Annotated in this window: 17 protein-coding genes; 8 read left to right on the top strand and 9 right to left on the bottom strand. The window is 66.9% G+C overall.

Annotated elements, in window-relative coordinates; translation table 11 throughout:
- Positions 1-86: 86 nt before the first annotated feature.
- On the bottom strand, positions 87-950 hold the full coding sequence (locus tag M2282_RS04370) for a MurR/RpiR family transcriptional regulator (RefSeq protein WP_280807540.1): 864 nt from the start codon (positions 948-950) through the stop codon (positions 87-89).
- 136 nt (positions 951-1,086) lie between these two features.
- Between M2282_RS04370 and M2282_RS04365 the strand changes: the two genes are divergently transcribed.
- From M2282_RS04365 to M2282_RS04355, 3 genes are read left to right on the top strand one after another with little or no spacing between them, the layout of a single operon-like run.
- Positions 1,087-2,421 carry an aspartate aminotransferase family protein gene (locus tag M2282_RS04365; protein WP_280807539.1) on the top strand — a complete coding sequence of 445 codons (1,335 nt, stop codon included), beginning with the start codon at positions 1,087-1,089 and terminating at the stop codon, positions 2,419-2,421.
- 58 nt (positions 2,422-2,479) lie between these two features.
- The gene (locus M2282_RS04360) at positions 2,480-3,391 is read left to right on the top strand and encodes a transporter substrate-binding domain-containing protein (protein WP_280807538.1); all 912 of its coding nucleotides are present in this window, start codon (positions 2,480-2,482) and stop codon (positions 3,389-3,391) included.
- Between the two features lie 12 nt (positions 3,392-3,403).
- Entirely contained in the window at positions 3,404-4,042 is a 639-nt protein-coding gene (locus M2282_RS04355; protein ID WP_280807537.1) for an aspartate/glutamate racemase family protein, read from the top strand.
- Here the strand turns inward: M2282_RS04355 and M2282_RS04350 are convergent.
- Positions 4,034-4,906 carry a hypothetical protein gene (locus tag M2282_RS04350; protein ID WP_280807536.1) on the bottom strand — a complete coding sequence of 291 codons (873 nt, stop codon included), beginning with the start codon at positions 4,904-4,906 and terminating at the stop codon, positions 4,034-4,036. The genes M2282_RS04355 and M2282_RS04350 overlap by 9 nt on opposite strands.
- Before the next feature lie 156 nt (positions 4,907-5,062).
- Between M2282_RS04350 and M2282_RS04345 the strand changes: the two genes are divergently transcribed.
- On the top strand, positions 5,063-5,890 hold the full coding sequence (locus M2282_RS04345; protein ID WP_280807535.1) for an undecaprenyl-diphosphate phosphatase: 828 nt from the start codon (positions 5,063-5,065) through the stop codon (positions 5,888-5,890).
- Positions 5,891-5,941: 51 nt separating this feature from the next.
- On the opposite strand, the gene M2282_RS04340 is transcribed toward M2282_RS04345, so the two are convergent.
- From M2282_RS04340 to mutS, 4 genes are all read right to left on the bottom strand, one after another.
- Positions 5,942-6,649, bottom strand: coding sequence for a response regulator transcription factor (locus M2282_RS04340; protein WP_280807534.1), 708 nt, complete (start codon positions 6,647-6,649; stop codon positions 5,942-5,944).
- Between the two features lie 248 nt (positions 6,650-6,897).
- A complete protein-coding gene (locus M2282_RS04335) occupies positions 6,898-7,716 on the bottom strand; it encodes an alpha/beta hydrolase (protein ID WP_280807533.1) in 819 nt (272 codons plus the stop codon).
- A gap of 14 nt (positions 7,717-7,730) precedes the next feature.
- A complete protein-coding gene (locus tag M2282_RS04330) occupies positions 7,731-8,570 on the bottom strand; it encodes a proteasome-type protease (RefSeq protein ID WP_280807532.1) in 840 nt (279 codons plus the stop codon).
- Positions 8,571-8,598: 28 nt separating this feature from the next.
- Positions 8,599-11,196, bottom strand: coding sequence for a DNA mismatch repair protein MutS (gene mutS, locus M2282_RS04325; protein ID WP_432422866.1), 2,598 nt, complete (start codon positions 11,194-11,196; stop codon positions 8,599-8,601).
- Positions 11,197-11,346: 150 nt separating this feature from the next.
- Here mutS and M2282_RS04320 point away from each other — a divergent pair, with 150 nt between their 5' ends.
- Genes M2282_RS04320 through M2282_RS04305 form a run of 4 tightly spaced genes read left to right on the top strand, consistent with a single transcriptional unit; the run spans position 11,347 to position 15,005 of the window.
- Positions 11,347-11,961: a hypothetical protein gene (locus tag M2282_RS04320; protein WP_280807530.1), complete on the top strand. Its 615-nt coding sequence runs from the start codon at positions 11,347-11,349 to the stop codon at positions 11,959-11,961.
- A 16-nt stretch (positions 11,962-11,977) separates the two neighbouring features.
- Positions 11,978-12,955 carry a magnesium and cobalt transport protein CorA gene (locus tag M2282_RS04315; protein WP_280807529.1) on the top strand — a complete coding sequence of 326 codons (978 nt, stop codon included), beginning with the start codon at positions 11,978-11,980 and terminating at the stop codon, positions 12,953-12,955.
- 53 nt (positions 12,956-13,008) lie between these two features.
- Positions 13,009-13,476, top strand: a complete 468-nt coding sequence (locus tag M2282_RS04310) for a MarR family winged helix-turn-helix transcriptional regulator (protein WP_280807528.1) — start codon at positions 13,009-13,011, stop codon at positions 13,474-13,476.
- The gene (locus M2282_RS04305; RefSeq protein WP_280807527.1) at positions 13,473-15,005 is read left to right on the top strand and encodes a DHA2 family efflux MFS transporter permease subunit; all 1,533 of its coding nucleotides are present in this window, start codon (positions 13,473-13,475) and stop codon (positions 15,003-15,005) included. The genes M2282_RS04310 and M2282_RS04305 overlap by 4 nt, the downstream gene beginning before the upstream one ends.
- A 136-nt stretch (positions 15,006-15,141) precedes the next feature.
- Here M2282_RS04305 and M2282_RS04300 read toward each other — a convergent pair whose 3' ends face one another.
- The 3 genes from M2282_RS04300 to M2282_RS04290 all read right to left on the bottom strand — a co-directional run bounded on the left by M2282_RS04300 (position 15,142) and on the right by M2282_RS04290 (position 17,801).
- Positions 15,142-15,981, bottom strand: coding sequence for a siderophore-interacting protein (locus M2282_RS04300; RefSeq protein ID WP_280807526.1), 840 nt, complete (start codon positions 15,979-15,981; stop codon positions 15,142-15,144).
- Positions 15,982-15,995: 14 nt separating this feature from the next.
- On the bottom strand, positions 15,996-16,628 hold the full coding sequence (locus tag M2282_RS04295; protein WP_280807525.1) for a PadR family transcriptional regulator: 633 nt from the start codon (positions 16,626-16,628) through the stop codon (positions 15,996-15,998).
- A 165-nt stretch (positions 16,629-16,793) separates the two neighbouring features.
- Complete coding sequence (locus M2282_RS04290) at positions 16,794-17,801, bottom strand: SLAC1 anion channel family protein (protein WP_280807524.1); 1,008 nt, start codon at positions 17,799-17,801, stop codon at positions 16,794-16,796.
- Between the last annotated feature and the right edge of the window lie 143 nt (positions 17,802-17,944).

Raw genomic sequence — 17,944 nt, 5'->3', positions numbered from 1 at the left:
ACCTCCTGTCGCGACAAGACGCCGCGACAGCGGTTGGACACCCGCCTTCGGGCAGGGTTCCGTCCCTGCCGTGCCCGGACAGCCACCTACCCGCGTGCGACCGGAGGCGACAGGTACGCACCCGATTCGAACAGCTGCGCCTCCGCCTGGTCGATGCGCTTGATGCCCGGCTTGCCCGCGCGGCTGGCGAGCAGTTCGACCAGCGCCTCGGTCACCGCCACACCCGCTGCGACCGACGGAAAGAACGACGGGCTGTTGATCGTGAAGAGCAATGTTTCATCGGCCAGCAGCGACAGCGGCGAGGTCACGCTGTCGGTGATCGCGACGATGCGGCAGCCGGCCGCCCTGGCCGCCTCGGTCACCTGCAGCGCTTCGCGCGAGTAGGGTGCGAAGCTCGCCACCACCAGCGCATCGCCCTTGGCGAAGGCGCGCTGCTGCATCTCCAGCGAGCCGCCCTGGCCGTCGACCAGATGCACGCTCGCGCGGAAGAGCCGGTACACGTAGACGAACGAGAACGCGATCGGGAAGCAGGCGCGGAACCCTGCCGCATGCACGGCCGGCGCCTTCTCGATGAGCGCGCAGGCCTTCTGCAGCGCCTGCTCGCTCTGCTGGTGCGTGGCTTCGAGGTTGCGGCGCTGCACCTCGAACATCTCGCCCGTGAGCCCGCGGTCCTGTGAGCGGCCGACCAGCTGCTTGGCGCGCCCGCCGTAGGTCTCGGTGCCCAGGCCCATGTCGCCTGCGAAGGCCTCCTTGAGCTGCGGCCAGCCCGCATACCCGAGGTTCTGTGCGAAGCGCACCAGCGTGGCGGGCGTGCTCTGCGCGCGCGTGCCGACGTTGCGCATCGAGGCGGTGATCACTTCGTTGGGGTGGTCGAGCACGTAGCGCGCCACCTGCTGCAGGGCGGGGCTCAGCTCGTTGAAGCGCTGGCGGATCTGGTCTCTGGCGCCCATGGCGGTGTCTCTCTTCTGGCTGCTGTTGGAACGAATGTACCGGACGCGGAACAATGAAACAGTTGACGGAACAAATGTTCCAAACAATAATCCGGCGGAAACGTTAGTTCCAACGACTGTTCCGGGATTCGCCGCCATGACGCACGTCTTTCACCGCCACCTTCGCCAGACCCCGCCCGTTGCAGCTGGCTCCAAGGGTATGTTCATCCGCGACGCCGAAGGGCGCGAGTACCTCGATGCTTCGGGCGGCGCAGCCGTCTCGTCGCTGGGCCACGCGCACCCCGAGGTGCTGGCCGCCATGCATGCGCAGCTCGACAAGCTGGCCTATGCCCACACCAGCTTCTTCACCAGCGAAGTGGCCGAGCAGCTGGCCGACGAGCTGATCGGCTCCGCGCCCGAGGGCATGAGCCACGTGTACCTGGTGAGCGGCGGTTCCGAGGCGGTGGAGTCGGCGCTCAAGATGGCGCGCCAGTATTTCGTGGAGATCGGCCAGCCGCAGCGCACGCACTTCATCGCGCGCCGCCAGAGCTACCACGGCAACACGCTGGGCGCGCTCGCGGTGGGCGGCAATGCATGGCGCCGCGAGCCGTTCGCGCCGATCCTCGTGCCGGCCACGCATGTGGCACCGTGCTATCCGTACCGCGAGCAGCATGCCGACGAGAGCGCCGAGCAATACGGCCTGCGCCTCGCGGCCGAACTCGAAGCCGCCATCGTCGCGCAGGGCGCCGATCGCGTGATCGCCTTCGTCGCCGAAACGGTGGGCGGCGCCACGGCCGGCGTGCTCACGCCCGTGCTTGGCTACTTCAAGGCGGTGCGCGCCGTGTGCGACAGGTACGGCGTGCTGCTGATCCTCGACGAAGTGATGTGCGGCATGGGCCGCACCGGCTCGCTGCATGCCTGCGAGCAGGAGGGCGTCGTGCCCGACCTGATCACCATCGCCAAGGGCCTGGGCGGCGGTTACCAGCCCATTGGCGCGGTGCTGGCGCAGCAAAAGATCGTCGAGGCCATGTCCAAGGGCAGCGGCTTCTTCCAGCACGGCCACACCTACCTCGGCCATCCGATGGCCTGCGCGGCTGCGCTCGCGGCGCAGCAGGTGATCCGGCGCGACGGCCTCGTCGCCAAGGTGCGCGAAGACGGCGTGGCCTTCGGCGCGATGCTGGCTGACGCGCTGGGCCATCACCCGCATGTGGGCGACATCCGCGGCCGCGGCTTTTTCTGGGGCATCGAGCTGGTCGCCGACCGCGCGAGCAAGGCGCCGTTCGATCCGTCGCTCAAGGTCCATGCGCTCATCAAGAAGGACGCGATGTCGCGCGGCCTGCTGTGCTATCCCTTCGGCGGCACCGTCGACGGACGCCAGGGCGACCACGTGCTGCTCGCACCGCCCTTCATCGCCACGCGCGAGGACCTGCACGAAATCGCCGCCTGTCTCGCGGCTTCCATCGATGCGGTGACGCGTGCCGCCGCGCGCTGACAGCGACCCCGCTTCCCTTCGCCGTTTTCTTCAACCCGCCGTCCCGAGGAGCGCCTCCATGCCCAAGCCACGTCTGCCGATTTCCTTCGGTGCTGCCGCCCTCGCGGTGGCCTGCACCCTGCTGCCCTTCGCCGCCGCCCATGCACAGGAGAACGACACGCTCGCCAAGATCAAGGCGAGCGGCGCCATCACCTTCGGCTATCGAGAGTCGTCGTTCGGCTTCTCGTACCTCGACAACAACCTGAAGCCCGTGGGCTACAGCATCGAGATCTGCAAGCGCATCGTCGAGGCGGTGAAGACCGAGCTGAAGCTGCCGGCCGTCGAGATCAAGTACCAGGCCGTGACCTCGGCCAACCGCATTCCGCTGGTGCAGAACGGCACGGTGGACATCGAGTGCGGCTCCACCACCAACCTGGTCGATCGCCAGAAGCAGGTGGCGTTCTCGCCCGACATCTTTCGCTACAACGTGCGCATGCTGGTGAAGGCCGATTCGGGCATCAAGGCCATTGCCGACCTGCAGGGCAAGACGGTGGCGACCACCAGCGGCACCACCTCGTTCCGCCTGCTGCGCGAGGCCGACCGCGGCCGCAGCCTGGAGGTGACCAACCTCGCGGGCAAGGACCACAGCGATTCGTTCCTGCTGGTGGAGAGCGGCCGCGCGCAGGCCTTCGTGCTCGACGACATCCTGCTGGCCGGGCAAATCGCGAATGCGCGCAATCCGAAGGACTTCATCATCACCGGCGAGAGCCTGCGCACCGAGAACCAGTCGCTGATGTTCCGCAAGGACGATCCGGCCTTCAAGGCGCTGGTGGACCGCGTGGTGTCGGGCATGATGAAGTCGGGCGAGATGGAAAAGCTCTATGCCACCTGGTTCATGTCGCCGATTCCGCCGAAGGGCATCAACATCAACTACCCGCTCAATGCCGAGACGAAGGAGGCCTTCGCCAATCCGTCTTCCAAGGGCATCTGACCGCCTGAATTCATGACACGCATCGCCCTCATCCACGCGCTCTCGCATTCGGTCGCACCCATCAACGAAGCCTTCGCGCGCGACTGGCCCGAGGCGGTGCGCATGAACCTGCTCGACGACAGCCTTTCGGCCGATCTCGCACGCAATGGGCGCGGACTGGATGCCGCGATGCACGAGCGCTTTCAGCGCCTCGCGCAGTACGCGGTCGATACCGGCGCCGAAGGCATCCTCTTTACCTGCTCGGCCTTTGGGCCGTGCATCGAGGCGGTGGCGCGGCGGCATGCGGGCATTCCGGTGCTCAAGCCCAACGAGGCCATGATTGCCGAGGCGATGCAGGGGGAAGGGCGGCTGGGGTTGGTCGCGACGTTCGCGCCCACGCTGGCTTCGATGCCGCCCGAGTTTCCGGTCGGCACCGCGCTGGAACTGGCGCTGGCCGAGGGCGCGCTCGATGCGCTGAATGCAGGAGACACGCAGCGGCACGACGCATTGATTGCCTCGCAGGCTGCGGCGCTGCGCGATCGCGGCTGCACGCGCATCGCCCTCGCGCAGTTCAGCATGGCGCGCGCCCGTGCCGCGTGCGAGCAGGCCAGCGGTCTGCCGGTGCTCACGACGGTCGACAGCGCCGTGCGCGCCCTGCGGCGCTCAGTGTGAGCCGCCGTGGCCGATGGCGTTGACCAGCGTGGTCATCGCGATCTGCGCCGCATCGCTGCGGCCCAGCATGCGGCGCAGGCCCGTCTCGCGGTCGGTCGCCTCCAGGCCTTCGGCCAGGCACCGGTAGATGTCCGACGAAGGCATGGTGGCCGCGGTGCCGAGCGCATCGAGGTAGGTCTGGGTGACAAGGCCGGCGAGCTGCTCGCTCTGTTCGTTCGACAGCTTCATCGTGTCGCCGCTGAACACGGCCGCGATGCAGTGCATGAGGTAGGCCTGCGTTTCGAGCGAGAAGGCCTGCTGCCGCACATAGTCCTCGACGGCCGACCAGAAGAGCGGATCGGAGGTGCGGCGCCAGCTCTCCAGCACCTTGCGCGCCTTGGCCACGAGGTCGGCGTGCGCGTCTTCGGGTTCGCTCGGGCGCAGCGCCAGGCCCTGCAGCGTGAGCGAGGCCACCGGCCCGGCCGCGCCGAGGATGAAGCTCCAGAACTTCCAGCGCGCGTACCACTTCTTGTCGTGCGCCGGGTTCAGGGGCTCGAGCAGGCTGAAATCGATGCGCTGGCAGGCCTCGGCCTGCTGCTCGGCGATGCTGCCGTCGCCCAGGTCGGGCAGTTGGACCTCGGCCTCGATCCTGTCCGCTGCGATGTTGCCCTGCGCGACGATGCCCGCGCTCTTGCCCGAGCGGTCGATGTCGACCAGCCGCTGCATCAGCAGCTTGAGTTCGTGCGCCGAGGCGCCGGTCGCCCCGGTCACGCGCCGCATCGATTCGCACTGCTCCCGCTCGATCGCGAGGGGCGCCTTCAGCCGGTCCCTGCCGTGGTCATGGGCGGTCGATTCGCGTTCGCCCGTCGGGGTCAACGTTCGCATGGCAGGGCTCCTGGGGCATATCGATGGTCAGCGTCCAATATGTGCCGATGGCCCGGGGGTGAACATCCCTAAAACTAGGTATTCGGTACTCCCCGGCGCCTGAACCGAAACTGACCGATGCCCTCGCCATAATTGGTGTTCTTTGAAGGAGTACGCGTGGATATTGTTTTGCTGGTCAAGGCCGCCATCATGGGCATCGTCGAAGGGCTGACCGAGTTCCTGCCGATTTCGTCGACAGGCCATCTGATTCTTGCGGGGTCGCTGCTCGGCGGCTTCGGCGACAACCGGGGCAAGGTCTTCGAAATCGCCATCCAGACCGGCGCGATCTTCGCGGTGATCCTGGTGTACTGGCAGAAGATCAAGTCGACCGTCGTGGCGCTGCCGCGGCAGCCGAAGGCGCGGCGCCTGGCGCTGAACATCCTCATCGGCTTCCTGCCCGCCGTGGTGCTGGGCCTGCTGTTCGGCAAGGTCATCAAGGCGCACCTGTTCATCCCGACCGTGGTGGCCAGCACCTTCATCATCGGCGGCTTCATCATCCTGTGGGCCGAGAAACGGCCACCGGGCTCCGTGCGCGTCGAGCACGTGGACGACCTCACGCCATGGGATGCGCTCAAGGTGGGCCTGGTGCAGTGCTTCGCGATGATTCCGGGCACCAGCCGCAGCGGCTCGACCATCATCGGCGGCATGCTGCTGGGCCTCTCGCGCCAGGCGGCGACCGATTTCTCGTTCTTTCTGGCCATTCCGACGCTGATCGGTGCCGGCGCGTACAGCGTCTACAAGGAGCGCGCGCTGCTGTCGGCGGCCGACATCCCGCTGTTTGCCGTGGGCCTCGTGTTCTCATTCATCAGCGCGTGGCTGTGCGTGCGCTGGCTGCTGAAGTTCATCAGCACCCACAACTTCATTCCGTTCGCCTGGTACCGCATCGCCTTCGGCATCGTGGTGCTGGTGACGGCGTGGACCGGCACGGTGGTCTGGGCGGACTGATCGGGCGATCCTGTCCGGCGCTCAGGCCTGCGCTGTGGCTGGGCACATCGCTCAGCGCAACAGGCCGTGCCTGCGCCCCTGGTACAGCGCCTCGGTGCGCGAGGTGACAGCCAGCTTGCGGTAGATGTTCTTGGTGTGGCATTCCACCGTGAGCCGCGAGATCGACAGCGATTCGGCCATGTCGCGGTTGCTCAGCCCCTGCGCGACCAGCTCGAGGATCTTGCGTTCGCGCGGCGTCAGCGCCACGGGCAGGGGAGGCGGCGCATCGGCGGCCAGCATCGCGGACAGCGATGGCTGCTGCGTTGCGAGCCAGCCGAGGATGCGCCGCGCGATCGCCGGATCGATCGGCGCGCCGCCTTGCTCGATGCTGCGCAGCGCGATGCTCAGTTCGAGATCGTCGCGTTCCTTCAGGAGGTAGCCGATGGCGCCCGCCCGCAGCGCCGCAAAGATGATTTCCTCGGTGCGCCAGGCCGAGACCGCTACTGCGGGAATCCCGGGATGTTTCGCCTGCATCCACTCGATGAGATCTACGCCGCTGCCGTCGGGCAGGCCGATGTCGACCAGCGCGATGCCGAAGTCCTGCTCGTCGAGCAAGGCCTTGGCCGAAGCCACGCTCTCGGCCCAGGCGATCTGCGGCTCGTCGCAGCCGAGCGTGGACAGCACGTAGCCCAGCCGCTCGCGCATGGCCGGGTCGTCCTCGACCACCAGCGCGGGACTCAGGGAAACGGCTTCGACGTCATCCAGCTGCAAATTGGTCATGTGGGGCGAGATTCTGGACGCGACCTGACCCGATAAGACGTTTTTACTCATTCGCGAAATTGTCAGGGACTATTTCCATTTGTATCCGCAAGTCCAGCAAATGAAAACAGAAACCCTGAAGGGAGCAGGAACTATCGCGCTAACTGGAACGCCTTGCTCAAGAAATGTGAGGCGGGAGTTCGCGCAATGGTCATTGCAGCCGATGCATAGGGATTAACCCCACGCCCGCGTCGAACGCCGCCCCCGCCTTACAGGAGGTTGCGCAGCGCCGCCTCGACCGCCGCCGCCGTGGCCAGCGGCTTTTCCATCGGGAAAAGGTGCGTACCGTCGAGCATCGCGATGCGCCCCTTGGTCACCTGCTCGGTCATCGCCATGCCCACCCGCTTCATCTCGGCCGACTGCCGCCCGCCGATGAACGCCGCCTTGCACTTGAGCGGGTGGCTGCGCAGCAGCGCGCCCAGGTTGTGGGGCAGGGTGTTGTAGATCGCGGTTTCCACGTCGCGGTCGAAGCTCAGCTCGCGGCTGTCCTCGCCCGCGGCGATGCCGTCGAAGGTGCCGTGGTCGATGTAGTCGTGCAGCACCTGCTCGTCCCACTTGGCGAACGCCTTCTTGCTGCGGAAGTGCTCGAACACCGCCTCGCGGTGCACCCAGCTGTTCCTGCGCTTGCGGCTGATGGCGCCCGGCGAAATGCTTTTCATGAGCGGCGTGCGCTTGACCACGTTGAGCGTGTTCGCGCGCCAGCCGCCGAGGATCGGCGAATCGATCAGCACCACGCCGCGCGCGAGCGACGGGTGTAGCGCGGCGCACATCAGGCTCAGGAAGCCGCCGAGCGAATGGCCGACCAGGAACACCGGCCCGCCCGCGCGGTCGGCGTGCACCTGCGCAAAGTCGGCCAGCTGCTGCACGAGGTGCGGCCAGTTGTCGGTGACGGGGTACTTCGGGTCGTGCCCGAATTTCTCGATGGCATCGACCTCGAAGCCGCGGTTGCGCAGGCTGTCGAGAACGACGCGGTAGGTGCTCGCGGGAAAGCTGTTGCCGTGCGAGAAGACGACGGGCGGCATGGCCATGGCCGGTGCCGGGCTCAGATGAGCTTTTCGTCGGGCGTGGAGATCTTGCGCAGCGCGCCGTGCCGCGTGGCCGGCATCTTCAGCGGATGCTCGGTATGGCTGTCGTCCCACACCGGGTCCTCGATGCTGTCGAACACCTCGCGCAGCTTCTGGCCCCAGCTGTTGTGCATCATGCGGTAGTAGGGGTTGTCGGCGTCGATGCAGATCACCCGGTCGGTCTCGAACTTGTTGGCTTCGTACACCACCAGGTCGAGCGGCAGGCCGACCGAAAGGTTCGACTTCATCGTCGAGTCCATCGACACCAGCGCGCACTTGGCGGCTTCGTCCAGCGGCGTTTCGGGCGTGAGCACCCGGTCGAGCACCGGCTTGCCGTACTTCGATTCGCCCACCTGGAAATAAGGCGTCTCGGTGGTCGCCTCGATGAAGTTGCCCGCGGCGTAGACCAGGAACAGGCGCATGCCCTCGCCCTTGACCTGCCCGCCGAAGATGAAGGACACGTTGAAATCCAACCCCGCGTGCTTCAGCGCCTCGGCATCGCGGTCGTACACATGGCGCACCGCCGAGCCGAGCACCCTGGCGGCATCGAACATGCTCTTGGCGTTCCAGATGGTGATCGGCTCGCCCTGCGAGCCGTCTTCACGGGTTTCGCGCAGTTCCTCGATCTGGAGAATTTCGCGCACCGACTGCGAAATGCTCAGGTTGCCCGAAGACAGCAGCACCATCACCCGGTCGCCCGGCTGCTCGTACACGATCATCTTGCGGAAGGTGCTGATGTGGTCCACGCCCGCATTCGTGCGCGAGTCGGAGAGAAACACCAGGCCGGCGTTGAGTTTGATGCCTACGCAATAAGTCATGAGTTCGTCTCGCATGAATCAGGCCCGCTCAGGCGGTGCTGCGTTCACGCGTGTTCAGTTTCTGGAGGGCATAGAGCGCGTCGAGGGCCTCGCGCGGGCTCATGGTGTCGGGGTCTAGCGCGGCCAGCGCGGATTCTACGGCGCTGGACAGCGGCGTCTCGGCCACCGGAGGGGGCGCAAACAGGTCGACCTGTGCACGCGTTTGCGCATGCTGCGATTCAAGCGCTTCGAGCGCCTGCCGCGCATGGTTGACCACGGCCGCCGGCATGCCCGCGAGCCGCGCGACCTGGATGCCGTAGCTCTTGCTGGCCGGACCGGGCTGCATTTCGTGCAGGAACACGATGTCGCGGCCTGCCTCGGTCGCGCTCACATGCATGTTCACTGCGCCGTGGTGCGTGGCCGGGAACTCGGTCAGCTCGAAGTAGTGGGTCGCGAACAGCGTGAAGGCCTTGCTGCGGTCGTGCAGCTGGGCCGCGATGCCCGCGGCCAGCGCCAGTCCGTCGAAGGTGCTGGTACCGCGGCCGATTTCATCCATCAGCACCAGCGACTGCGCCGTGGCGCTGTGCAGGATCTGCGCGGCCTCGGTCATCTCCAGCATGAAGGTCGACTGCGCATTCGCCAGGTCGTCCGCCGCGCCGATGCGCGTGTGGATCGCATCGATCGGCCCGAGCCGGCAGGCCGCAGCCGGCACGTGCGAGCCGATGGAGGCCAGCAGCACGATGATCGCCACCTGCCGCATGTACGTCGACTTGCCGCCCATGTTCGGCCCGGTGATGACCTGCATGCGCTGCTGCGGTCCGAGCTGCGTGTCGTTGGCGATGAAGCCGCCCGACGACTTTTCGGCGAGGCGCGCTTCCACCACCGGATGCCGCCCCTGCTGGATCTCGATGCACGGGTGCGCCACGAAAGTCGGTGCGCGCCAGTGCAGCGTGTGCGAGCGCTCGGCCAGCGCGCACAGCGCATCGAGCGTCGCGATGCCGCCGGCCAACTGCGTGAGCGCCGGCACCGAGGGTTGCAGCGCATCGAGCAATTGCTCGTAGAGCCACTTCTCGCGGGCGAGTGCGCGGTCTTGCGCGCTCAGCGCCTTGTCTTCGAAGGCCTTCAGCTCGGGCGTGATGAAGCGCTCGGCGTTCTTCAGCGTCTGGCGGCGGCGGTAGTTGTCGGGCACCTTCGAGAGCGCGCTCTGCGTCACCTCGATGTAGAAGCCGTGCACCCGGTTGAACTGCACCCGCAGGTTGCTGATGCCGGTGCGCTCGCGTTCGCTGATTTCGAGCTTCAGCAGAAAGTCGTCGCAGTTGTCGCTGATGGCGCGCAGCTCGTCGAGCTCGGCGTCGTGGCCGGTGGCGATCACGCCGCCATCGCGCACCAGCGCCGACGGATCGGGCTTGATCGCGCTCATCAGCAGGTCGGCGCAGCCCGGCGGCGGCGCGAGCCGCTCGGCGATGCGGGCCAGCAGCGGGGCACTCGCGGGGAGGATCGGCGCCAGTTGCTCGGCCTTGTCGAGCGCCAGGCGCAGCGCCAGCAGTTCGCGCGGGCGCACCTGGCGCAGCGCGATGCGTGCCGCAATGCGTTCCACATCGCTCGTGTTCTTCAGCTGCTCGCGCAGCGTACGCCAGGGCGCGGCCGTGCCGCCCAGCACCGTGGACTGCAGCGCGCCGATGGCTTCGAGCCGCGCCTGCGCCTCGCTACGGTCGCGCCGCGGCGAGAGCAGCCAGCGCTTCACGAGCCGGCTGCCCATGCCCGTCATGCAGGTGTCGAGCAGCGAGAACATCGTGGGCGAGTCTTCGCCGCGCAGCGTCTGCACCAGTTCGAGGTTGCGCCGTGTGGTGGGCGGCAGCTCGATGAGGTCGCCATCGCGCTCGACCGAAAGCCGCTGCACATGAGAGAGCGCGCGGCCCTGCGTGTGCTCGGCATAGCCCAGCAGCGCGGCCGCTGCAGCGTGTGCGTTTGTGAGCGTTTCGGCATTCCAGGCGGCCAGGCTGTTGCTGCCCATCTGCTCGCTGAGCTTGCGCTCGCCCAGGCCGCCGTCGAACTGCCACGCGGGACGGATCGAGAGCGTGAACGGCGTCGCCGCGCGAGCGGCTTTCAGGCGCTGCTCGAAAGCCGGCGTTACCTCGGCGCTGTACAGCAGCTCGCTCGGTGCGATGCGCGCGATCCATGTTTCGAGCGCATCGGCCGGACACTCGGCCAGCCGCAGTTCGGCGCCCGTTACGCTGAGCCACGCGAGCCCGCAGAAATTGCGCGTGCCCGCATGCACCGCGAGCAGCAGCGATTCGCTCTTGTCGCTGAGCAGTTCCGAATCGGTCAGCGTGCCCGGCGTGACCACGCGCATCACCTTGCGCTCCACCGGCCCCTTGCTCGCGCCGACCTCGCCCACCTGCTCGCAGATGGCGACGGATTCCCCCAGCTTGATGAGCCGGGCAAGGTACGTATCGACCGCATGGAAAGGCACCCCGCACATCACCACCGGCTGGCCGGCCGACTGGCCGCGCTGGGTGAGGGTGATGTCGAGCAGGCGCGCGGCCTTTTCGGCATCGGCCCAGAACAGCTCGTAGAAATCGCCCATCCGGTAGAACAGCAGGGTGTCCGGATGGTCCGCTTTCAGGCCTAAATATTGCGCCATCATGGGCGTGTGCCCGGAGAGATCGCTGGTCGAGGGGGTGGGGGTGGCTGGCGTTGTTTTCACTCGGGGGATTATCGGGGACGGGAGGGCGGCGCCTTCTGTCCCCGCTCTAAAATCCCCCCGCGCAAACCCCGCGTGAAGAACAAGGCGCCCATGGCCCAGTTGGATGAAATCAAAGGCCCTGAAGCGAACGCGCTGCCGGACACCGCCACCTTGCCCGCGGAACTCGCGGCGCTCTACCTCTGCATGTCGCCGGCCCAGCTCGCGGACCTGCGCAAGTCGAAACGGCCCGAGCGGGGCGCGGGCAACGGCCCCTCCACCATCAGGCCCGTGGAAGGCGGCCCGGCGGGGCCCAAGGACCCGGTGCTCTACCAACTCGGCACGCTGCGCGACTATGCGAAGGCGCACACCGCGCCATCGGACTTCGACACCGCATTGAACAGCGGCATGCTCGGCTGGGTCTCCGCCAGGCTGCCCTTCTTTGCCGAGCGCGAGCCTCGCATCAAGCGCGGCAAGCGCGTGCTCATCGGCGGTGCCTGGGACCGTACGGACCCGCTGCGCGAGAAGCGCTTCATCGATCTGGCGAAGGGCCGCATCCGCTTCACCTCGCTCACCTGCGCCGAAGCCGCGGTGAGCCTGTGGGCCGATCTGGCGAGCCACACCGCGTTCGCGGCCAAGGGGCTCGGCTTGCTTCGCAGCGAAACACAGGCCATCGAGGCTTCGCTGGCCGCCACGGCCCAACTGGCGGACTCCGCCCCCCAAGACTGAACATGGACGCGTCCCGATGCTGATCAACTGCGTGGCCTACGAAAACGGCGCCAAGCTCGCCGACATCCCGGTCGAGGACATCAGCGAGTACATCTCCCGCCCCGGCTGCTTCGTCTGGGTGGCGCTGAGTGATCCTTCGCCCGAAGACCTTCTGGAAATGCAGAAGGAGTTCAACCTGCACCCCCTGGCCGTCGAAGACGCCCAGCACGGCCACCAGCGCCCCAAGGTCGAGGAATATGGCGACTCGCTCTTCGTCGTCATGCACCTCGTGGAACCCTCGCCGGAAGGCGAGCACTGCGTGAACGTCGGCGAGGTCGACGTGTTCGTCGGCCGCAACTACGTGCTCTCGGTGCGCAACCGCAGCCAGCAGGGCTTTCTGGGCGTACGCGAGCGTTGCGAGCGCGAGCCCGACCTGCTGCGCAACGGCGCGGGCTTCGTGCTCTATGCGCTGATGGACGCGGTGGTCGACCGCTACTTCCCCGTCATCGACGCGCTCGAGGTCGAGCTCGAATCCATCGAGCAGCAGATCTTCACGCAGGGCGGCGCGGCGCGCGACAAGATCAAGCAGCTGTACGATCTCAAGCGCCGCAGCATGATCCTCAAGCGCGCGGTGGCGCCGCTGGTCGAGGCCGCGGGCAAGCTGCACGGCGGGCGCGTGCCGCAGATCTGCATGGGCTCGCAGGAATACTTTCGCGACGTCGGCGACCACCTGGTGCGCATCAACGGCTCCATCGACGCGATGCGCGACACCATCGGCACCGCTATCTCGGTCAACCTCTCGATGGTCACCATCGAGGAGAGCGAAGTCACCAAGCGCCTGGCGGCCTGGGCCAGCATCTTCGCGGTGTGCACCGCGTTCGCCGGCATCTGGGGCATGAACTTCGAGCACATGCCCGAACTGAAATTCAGGTACGGCTACCCGATTGCGCTGGTGCTCATCGTCAGCACCTGCGGCTACCTGTACTACCGGTTCAGGCGCGCGGGCTGGCTCTGAGGCCGGGGCATGCTAATGCCAAACTAATAAACATGTAGATAATCCAGTCCCTTATGAAAAGGGACTTCACCCAGCGCTTCGGTTTCCTCGTCAAAAGCGTCGGCAAGCTCTACAACGAAGAGTTCGACCGCCTCGCGCGCGAACGCATCGGCCTCTCCAGCGCGCAGTGCCGGCTGCTCGGCGCACTCGCCATGCACGGCGACGAAGAGCCGCTCTCGCAAGCCGAACTTGCGCAGCGCCTTGACCTGACCCCCATGGCCGTGGCGGGCCTCTGCGACCGCATGGCCGCAGCCGGCTGGATACGCCGCGAACCCAGCGCCACCGACCGCCGCGTCAACAAGATCCACCTGGAGCCCAGCGCCGAAAAGGCGCTCGATGCCGCCCTCAGCATCAGCGACGGCCTCAACGCCCGCGTGATGTCGGTGCTCTCGCAGCCTGAGCGCGCGCAGCTGCTGAGCTTGCTCGGCAAGGTGCGCGAAAGCCTCGTGGACATCACCTCGGCCGACGTAAAAAAGCCATGAGCGTCGCCCCCGGAACCAGCGTGCCGCACCGCGGCATGATCACCGTCTCTATCATGCTGGCGACCATCATGCAGGCGCTGGACACCACCATCGCCAACGTCGCCTTGCCCCACATGCAGGGCAGCCTGCAGGCCTCGCAGGACCAGATCACCTGGGTGCTCACCTCGTACATCGTCGCCTCGGCCATCGCGCTGCCGCTCACCGGGTGGCTGTGCGGCCACTGGGGCCGGCGACGCGTGTTCATCATCTCGGTGATCGGCTTCACGGTGGCGTCGGCGCTGTGCGGCCTGGCGACATCGCTGGTCGGCATCGTGGCCGCGCGGCTGTTGCAGGGCGTGTTCGGCGCGGCGCTGGTGCCGCTGTCGCAGGCGGTGCTGCTGGACATCAACCCGCGGGAGAAGGTCGGCCAGGCCATGGCCATCTGGGGCGCGGGCATCATGGTCGGGCCCATCCTCGGGCCGCTCCTGGGCGGCTGGCTCACCGAGAACTTCGACTGGCGCTGGGTGTTCTTCATCAACCTGCCGGTGGGCATCTTCGCGTTCTGGGGCATTGCGCGCTACCTGCCCGAGAGCCGGCCGCAGGGCGAGAAGCTCGACATCTTCGGCTTCGTCACGCTGAGCCTGGCCATCGGCATGCTGCAGCTCTTTCTGGACCGCGGCGAGCAACTCGACTGGTTCGACTCGTGGGAGATCAAGCTCGAAGCCGCCGCCGCGCTCGTGGCCTTCGGCTTCTTCGTGGTCCATACGTGGACGGTGCAGGGCGTGTCGTTCTTCGACCGCGACTTGCTCAAAGACCGCAACTTCGTCACCGGCCTTCTGTTCGCCTTCATCGTCGGCATGATCCTGTTCGCGACGATGGCGCTGTTGCCCAACTTCCTGCAGGGCCTGATGGGCTACCCCGTCATCTACACCGGAGAGGTGACCGCGCCGCGCGGCATCGGCACCATGATCGCGATGATCATCGTCGGGCGCCTGGTGCAGCGCATCGACGTGCGCGCCATCATGGCCGTGGGCTTCGGCCTCACGGCGTTTTCGCTCTACCAGATGACGCGGCTCACGCTGCAGATGGACAGCAGCCTCATCGTTCTTTCGGGCTTCATCCAGGGGTTGGGGATCGGCTTCACCTTCGTGCCGCTGTCGACCGCGACCTTCGCCACGCTCGCGCCGCGCCTGCGCAACCAGGGCACGCCCATCTTCAGCCTGCTGCGCAACATCGGCAGCAGCGTGGGCATCTCGATCGTGCAGGCGCTTTTGACCGAAGGGTCGAGCAGGGCACATTCGGAGATTGCGGCGACCGTGGCGCCGGGCAACCCGGGGCTCGCGGGCCTGCCGCCGATGATGTCGCCTGACACCATGACCGGGCTCGCGATGCTCAATGCCGAGGTCACGCGGCAGGGCGCGCTCATCGGCTATCTGGACGACTTCGCGATCATGATGGTGATCACGTTGATGGCGATTCCATTGCTGCTGTTGATCCGCAGTCCGCGGCGCAATGCGGCTGCTTCAGGGCCTGCTGAAGTGCCGCACTGACTCTTGGTCTTTCTCCCTCCCCTCCCGGGGGAGGGCGGGGGTGGGGGCAAGCGGCGCTCGATGAAGCACTGCGCCCAACAAGCGCCGCGTGCCCCCATCCCAGCCTTCCCCCGGAAGGGGAAGGAGCAAAGCGGGGTCACTCGTCGTGCGAATCGTGCGTGGCCGCAGTGCCGCGCCGCCAATAGCCCGAGGCCCGGGTCCACTTCGGATTCGCGCCGCGCTCGCCCACAAGGTGCGCGCGCAAGGCCTTCGCAATGCCCGACTCGCACCCGACCCACGCGTGGAAGTCGCCGGCCGGCAACTTCGCCGCCTTGAGCGCATCGACCAGCACCGTGCTCACGCCCGCCTCCGCGCCACGTCGGTACACCCACTGCAGCGTGAGCTCGGCCTGCGTCTCGAACGGAATCTCGTCGGCTTCGCTGTCGACCTCCGCCAGCACCACCGCCCGCGCTCCGGCAGGCAGCTCGACCAGTCGCCGCGAGATGGCGGGCAGGGCCGTGTCGTCGCCGATCAGCAGGTGCCAGTCGAAATCCGTCGGCACGATGAACGAGCCGCGCGGTCCGCCCACGCCCAGCACGTCTCCGGGCTTCGCGTTCTCGGCCCATTGCGTGGCGGGGCCGGCGTCGTGCAGCGCGAAGTCGATTTCCAGCGTGTTCGCCTTCGCGTCGTAGCGGCGCGGCGTGTAGTCGCGCATTGTGGGGCGGCCGCTCGCGGGCCATACCGGGCCATCGGGCCCGGCCGTCGGCAGCGTGAGCTGGCCCGTTGCGGCATCGGGGAAAAAGATCTTCGAGTGATCGTCGAATCCCAGGCTCGTGAAGCCCACGAGGTCGTCGCCCGTCAGCACGATGCGGATCAGGTGCGACGTCACGCGCTGCACTGTCTTCACAGTGAGTTGGCGAAAACGAAGGTCATGGCGCACGCGGCGCGGCGTGCGGTCCGGGGCGCTGGAAGAAGGTTGGGTGGTGAGGTCGGTCATTTAAAAGAAGAAGTTCAGATGCGCTCTAACTGTTGGGCGGCGCTGTCGAGCACCGCGGCGAAATCGTGGGCTTGTTGTTCGGTGAGGGGCGTGCCCGCGAGGCGCATGCGCATCGCGAGCTTCAGGTTCTCGATGGCGCGCGTGACCTGCGGCGGCCGGCCGCCACGCGGGCCCGCGCCGTCCACGCCGCCCGTCATGCGGGCCATCATGGCGTCGGCCGTTTCGCGGTTCGCGGCCAGGAACTCCTGGCCGCCCGGGGTGATGCTGTAGCGCTTGCGGCCGCCGTTGTCGGCCGTTTCCACGCTCAGGTGGCCCATCTCCTCGAGCAGCGTGAGGGTGGGGTAGACCACACCGGGGCTCGGTGCATAGCTGCCGCCCAGGCGCTCTTCGATGGCCTTGATGAGCTCGTAGCCGTGCGAGGGCTTGTCGGCGATGAGTTGCAGCAGCACGAAGCGCAGGCCGCCATGCCCGAACACGCGCCCGCCGCCGCGACCGCCGCGGCCTCCGGGCATGCGCTCTTCGCCGAGGTCGCCGTCGTCGCCATGACCATGACGGCCCCGGCCGCCGGAGAAGCCGTCGCCGTGCTCGCCACGGGGGGCGTGGCAGTGGTGGTTGTGGTGGTGATGGCCGAAGTGGGGGTGTCGCATGTCGAAATCCTTTTGGAGGGTGTCGAAATGATTTTAGATATATATCTAAATTGAAGTCAACCCGCATTTTCAGAATGAATCGTGAGACTTGCCCGTCCTTGCCGATGTATCTAATGTTCTCCGTGACGCGGCAGCATCGACAGAATTCGTTCCGGATGGATTCGCTCAACCAGCCAGCAATCGCCCATTGAAAAGAACCCGCACCGTCCGAACCGTCAACACAGCCAGCACCACAGTCAGCCCCACCAACATTCCCCCCGCCAGCACCTTCAGAGGCATCTCCCCCCGCACCCCCGCGTACTTCAACCCCGCATTCACCATCGCAGCCAGCGGAAAGCTCACCGCCCACCACCCCGCCCCAAACGGCACGCTGCGCCTGAACACCTTCGGCGCCAGCACCACGAACAAGAACAGCCCGAAGTAAAACAACAGCCCCGCAAACAGATCCACCCGCCCCGTGAGGTTCACATACGCCGTGAACCCCACCTCGAACGGCGCGATAAGGATGATCAGCGAGGGGGTCATGGCGGGCGCGAGCGGCTCGTGCTGAATCAACCGGGTGACGATCATCGTGAACATCACGAGCGCAAGCACCGAGCCCACGGCCGCCGACAGCAGCAGCACCTCCCCGGCCCACGCCATGGGCATGTGGCTGCCCGTGACCGGGATGTCCAGCGCGGCGACGCCCGGAATGATCCAGGCCGGCACCGCATGCGCGGGGTGGCCGTTGCCGCCCAGAAGGCGCGAGGCGACGTGCGCGGCCAGCAGCAGCGTGAGAACGGTGCCGACCACCCAGAGCGCCTGGCCCAGCGCGCTGTCGTACGCACCCAGCACAGCCGATTGCAGCAGCAGCGCAATGGCGATGGTGCCGAAGAAGTTGCCTGCAATCGGATGGTTGAACTCCGCCTTCACGGCCGCCGGGTGCCGCAGCACCTTGGCGCCATACCCGAGCAGGAGCACGGCGAACACGAGGGTGGCAAAGAGGCCGATCGCATCCGACACCACGCGGGGTGCGCCGAATTCGGTGTGCGCAAAGCGCCAGCCGAGCGCAAGGCCCGAGAGGCCCATCACGGCGGCGAAGAGGTTGACGGGAAGGTTCTTGACGGACGGCCCGGTGGCGGCGCGGGCCTTTGTCGTCGTGCCGAGGGCGGGGGAGGCGGAGTTGTTGGTCATGCGCGCCAGTCTCGGGCGCATCGGGGGTGGCTGTTATTGCCGTGGGACGGTGATTCCTGCCAAATCGCTGCGTTGTCTGACGTGCAATGGCGACCCGTGCTTTTCTTGCCTTCGCTGCCTTGGCGATTTCGTTTTATCTGCGT

This window comes from Variovorax boronicumulans (genome assembly GCF_029892485.1).
In the GTDB taxonomy this organism is placed as follows: domain Bacteria; phylum Pseudomonadota; class Gammaproteobacteria; order Burkholderiales; family Burkholderiaceae_C; genus Variovorax; species Variovorax boronicumulans_B.
This window is presented reverse-complemented; position numbering and strand designations above follow the sequence as displayed.

Bases quoted from the DNA above. Each gene is read 5' to 3' on its own strand.
- M2282_RS04330 (WP_280807532.1), bottom strand. From the start codon at position 8,570: ATGACTTATTGCGTAGGCATCAAACTCAACGCCGGCCTGGTGTTTCTC.
- M2282_RS04310 (WP_280807528.1), top strand. From the start codon at position 13,009: ATGAAAAGGGACTTCACCCAGCGCTTCGGTTTCCTCGTCAAAAGCGTC.
- mutS (WP_432422866.1), bottom strand. From the start codon at position 11,196: ATGATGGCGCAATATTTAGGCCTGAAAGCGGACCATCCGGACACCCTG.
- M2282_RS04295 (WP_280807525.1), bottom strand. From the start codon at position 16,628: ATGCGACACCCCCACTTCGGCCATCACCACCACAACCACCACTGCCAC.
- M2282_RS04305 (WP_280807527.1), top strand. From the start codon at position 13,473: ATGAGCGTCGCCCCCGGAACCAGCGTGCCGCACCGCGGCATGATCACC.
- M2282_RS04300 (WP_280807526.1), bottom strand. From the start codon at position 15,981: ATGACCGACCTCACCACCCAACCTTCTTCCAGCGCCCCGGACCGCACG.
- M2282_RS04365 (WP_280807539.1), top strand. From the start codon at position 1,087: ATGACGCACGTCTTTCACCGCCACCTTCGCCAGACCCCGCCCGTTGCA.
- M2282_RS04315 (WP_280807529.1), top strand. From the start codon at position 11,978: ATGCTGATCAACTGCGTGGCCTACGAAAACGGCGCCAAGCTCGCCGAC.
- M2282_RS04350 (WP_280807536.1), bottom strand. From the start codon at position 4,906: ATGCGAACGTTGACCCCGACGGGCGAACGCGAATCGACCGCCCATGAC.
- M2282_RS04320 (WP_280807530.1), top strand. From the start codon at position 11,347: ATGGCCCAGTTGGATGAAATCAAAGGCCCTGAAGCGAACGCGCTGCCG.
- M2282_RS04360 (WP_280807538.1), top strand. From the start codon at position 2,480: ATGCCCAAGCCACGTCTGCCGATTTCCTTCGGTGCTGCCGCCCTCGCG.
- M2282_RS04370 (WP_280807540.1), bottom strand. From the start codon at position 950: ATGGGCGCCAGAGACCAGATCCGCCAGCGCTTCAACGAGCTGAGCCCC.
- M2282_RS04335 (WP_280807533.1), bottom strand. From the start codon at position 7,716: ATGGCCATGCCGCCCGTCGTCTTCTCGCACGGCAACAGCTTTCCCGCG.
- M2282_RS04290 (WP_280807524.1), bottom strand. From the start codon at position 17,801: ATGACCAACAACTCCGCCTCCCCCGCCCTCGGCACGACGACAAAGGCC.
- M2282_RS04340 (WP_280807534.1), bottom strand. From the start codon at position 6,649: ATGACCAATTTGCAGCTGGATGACGTCGAAGCCGTTTCCCTGAGTCCC.
- M2282_RS04355 (WP_280807537.1), top strand. From the start codon at position 3,404: ATGACACGCATCGCCCTCATCCACGCGCTCTCGCATTCGGTCGCACCC.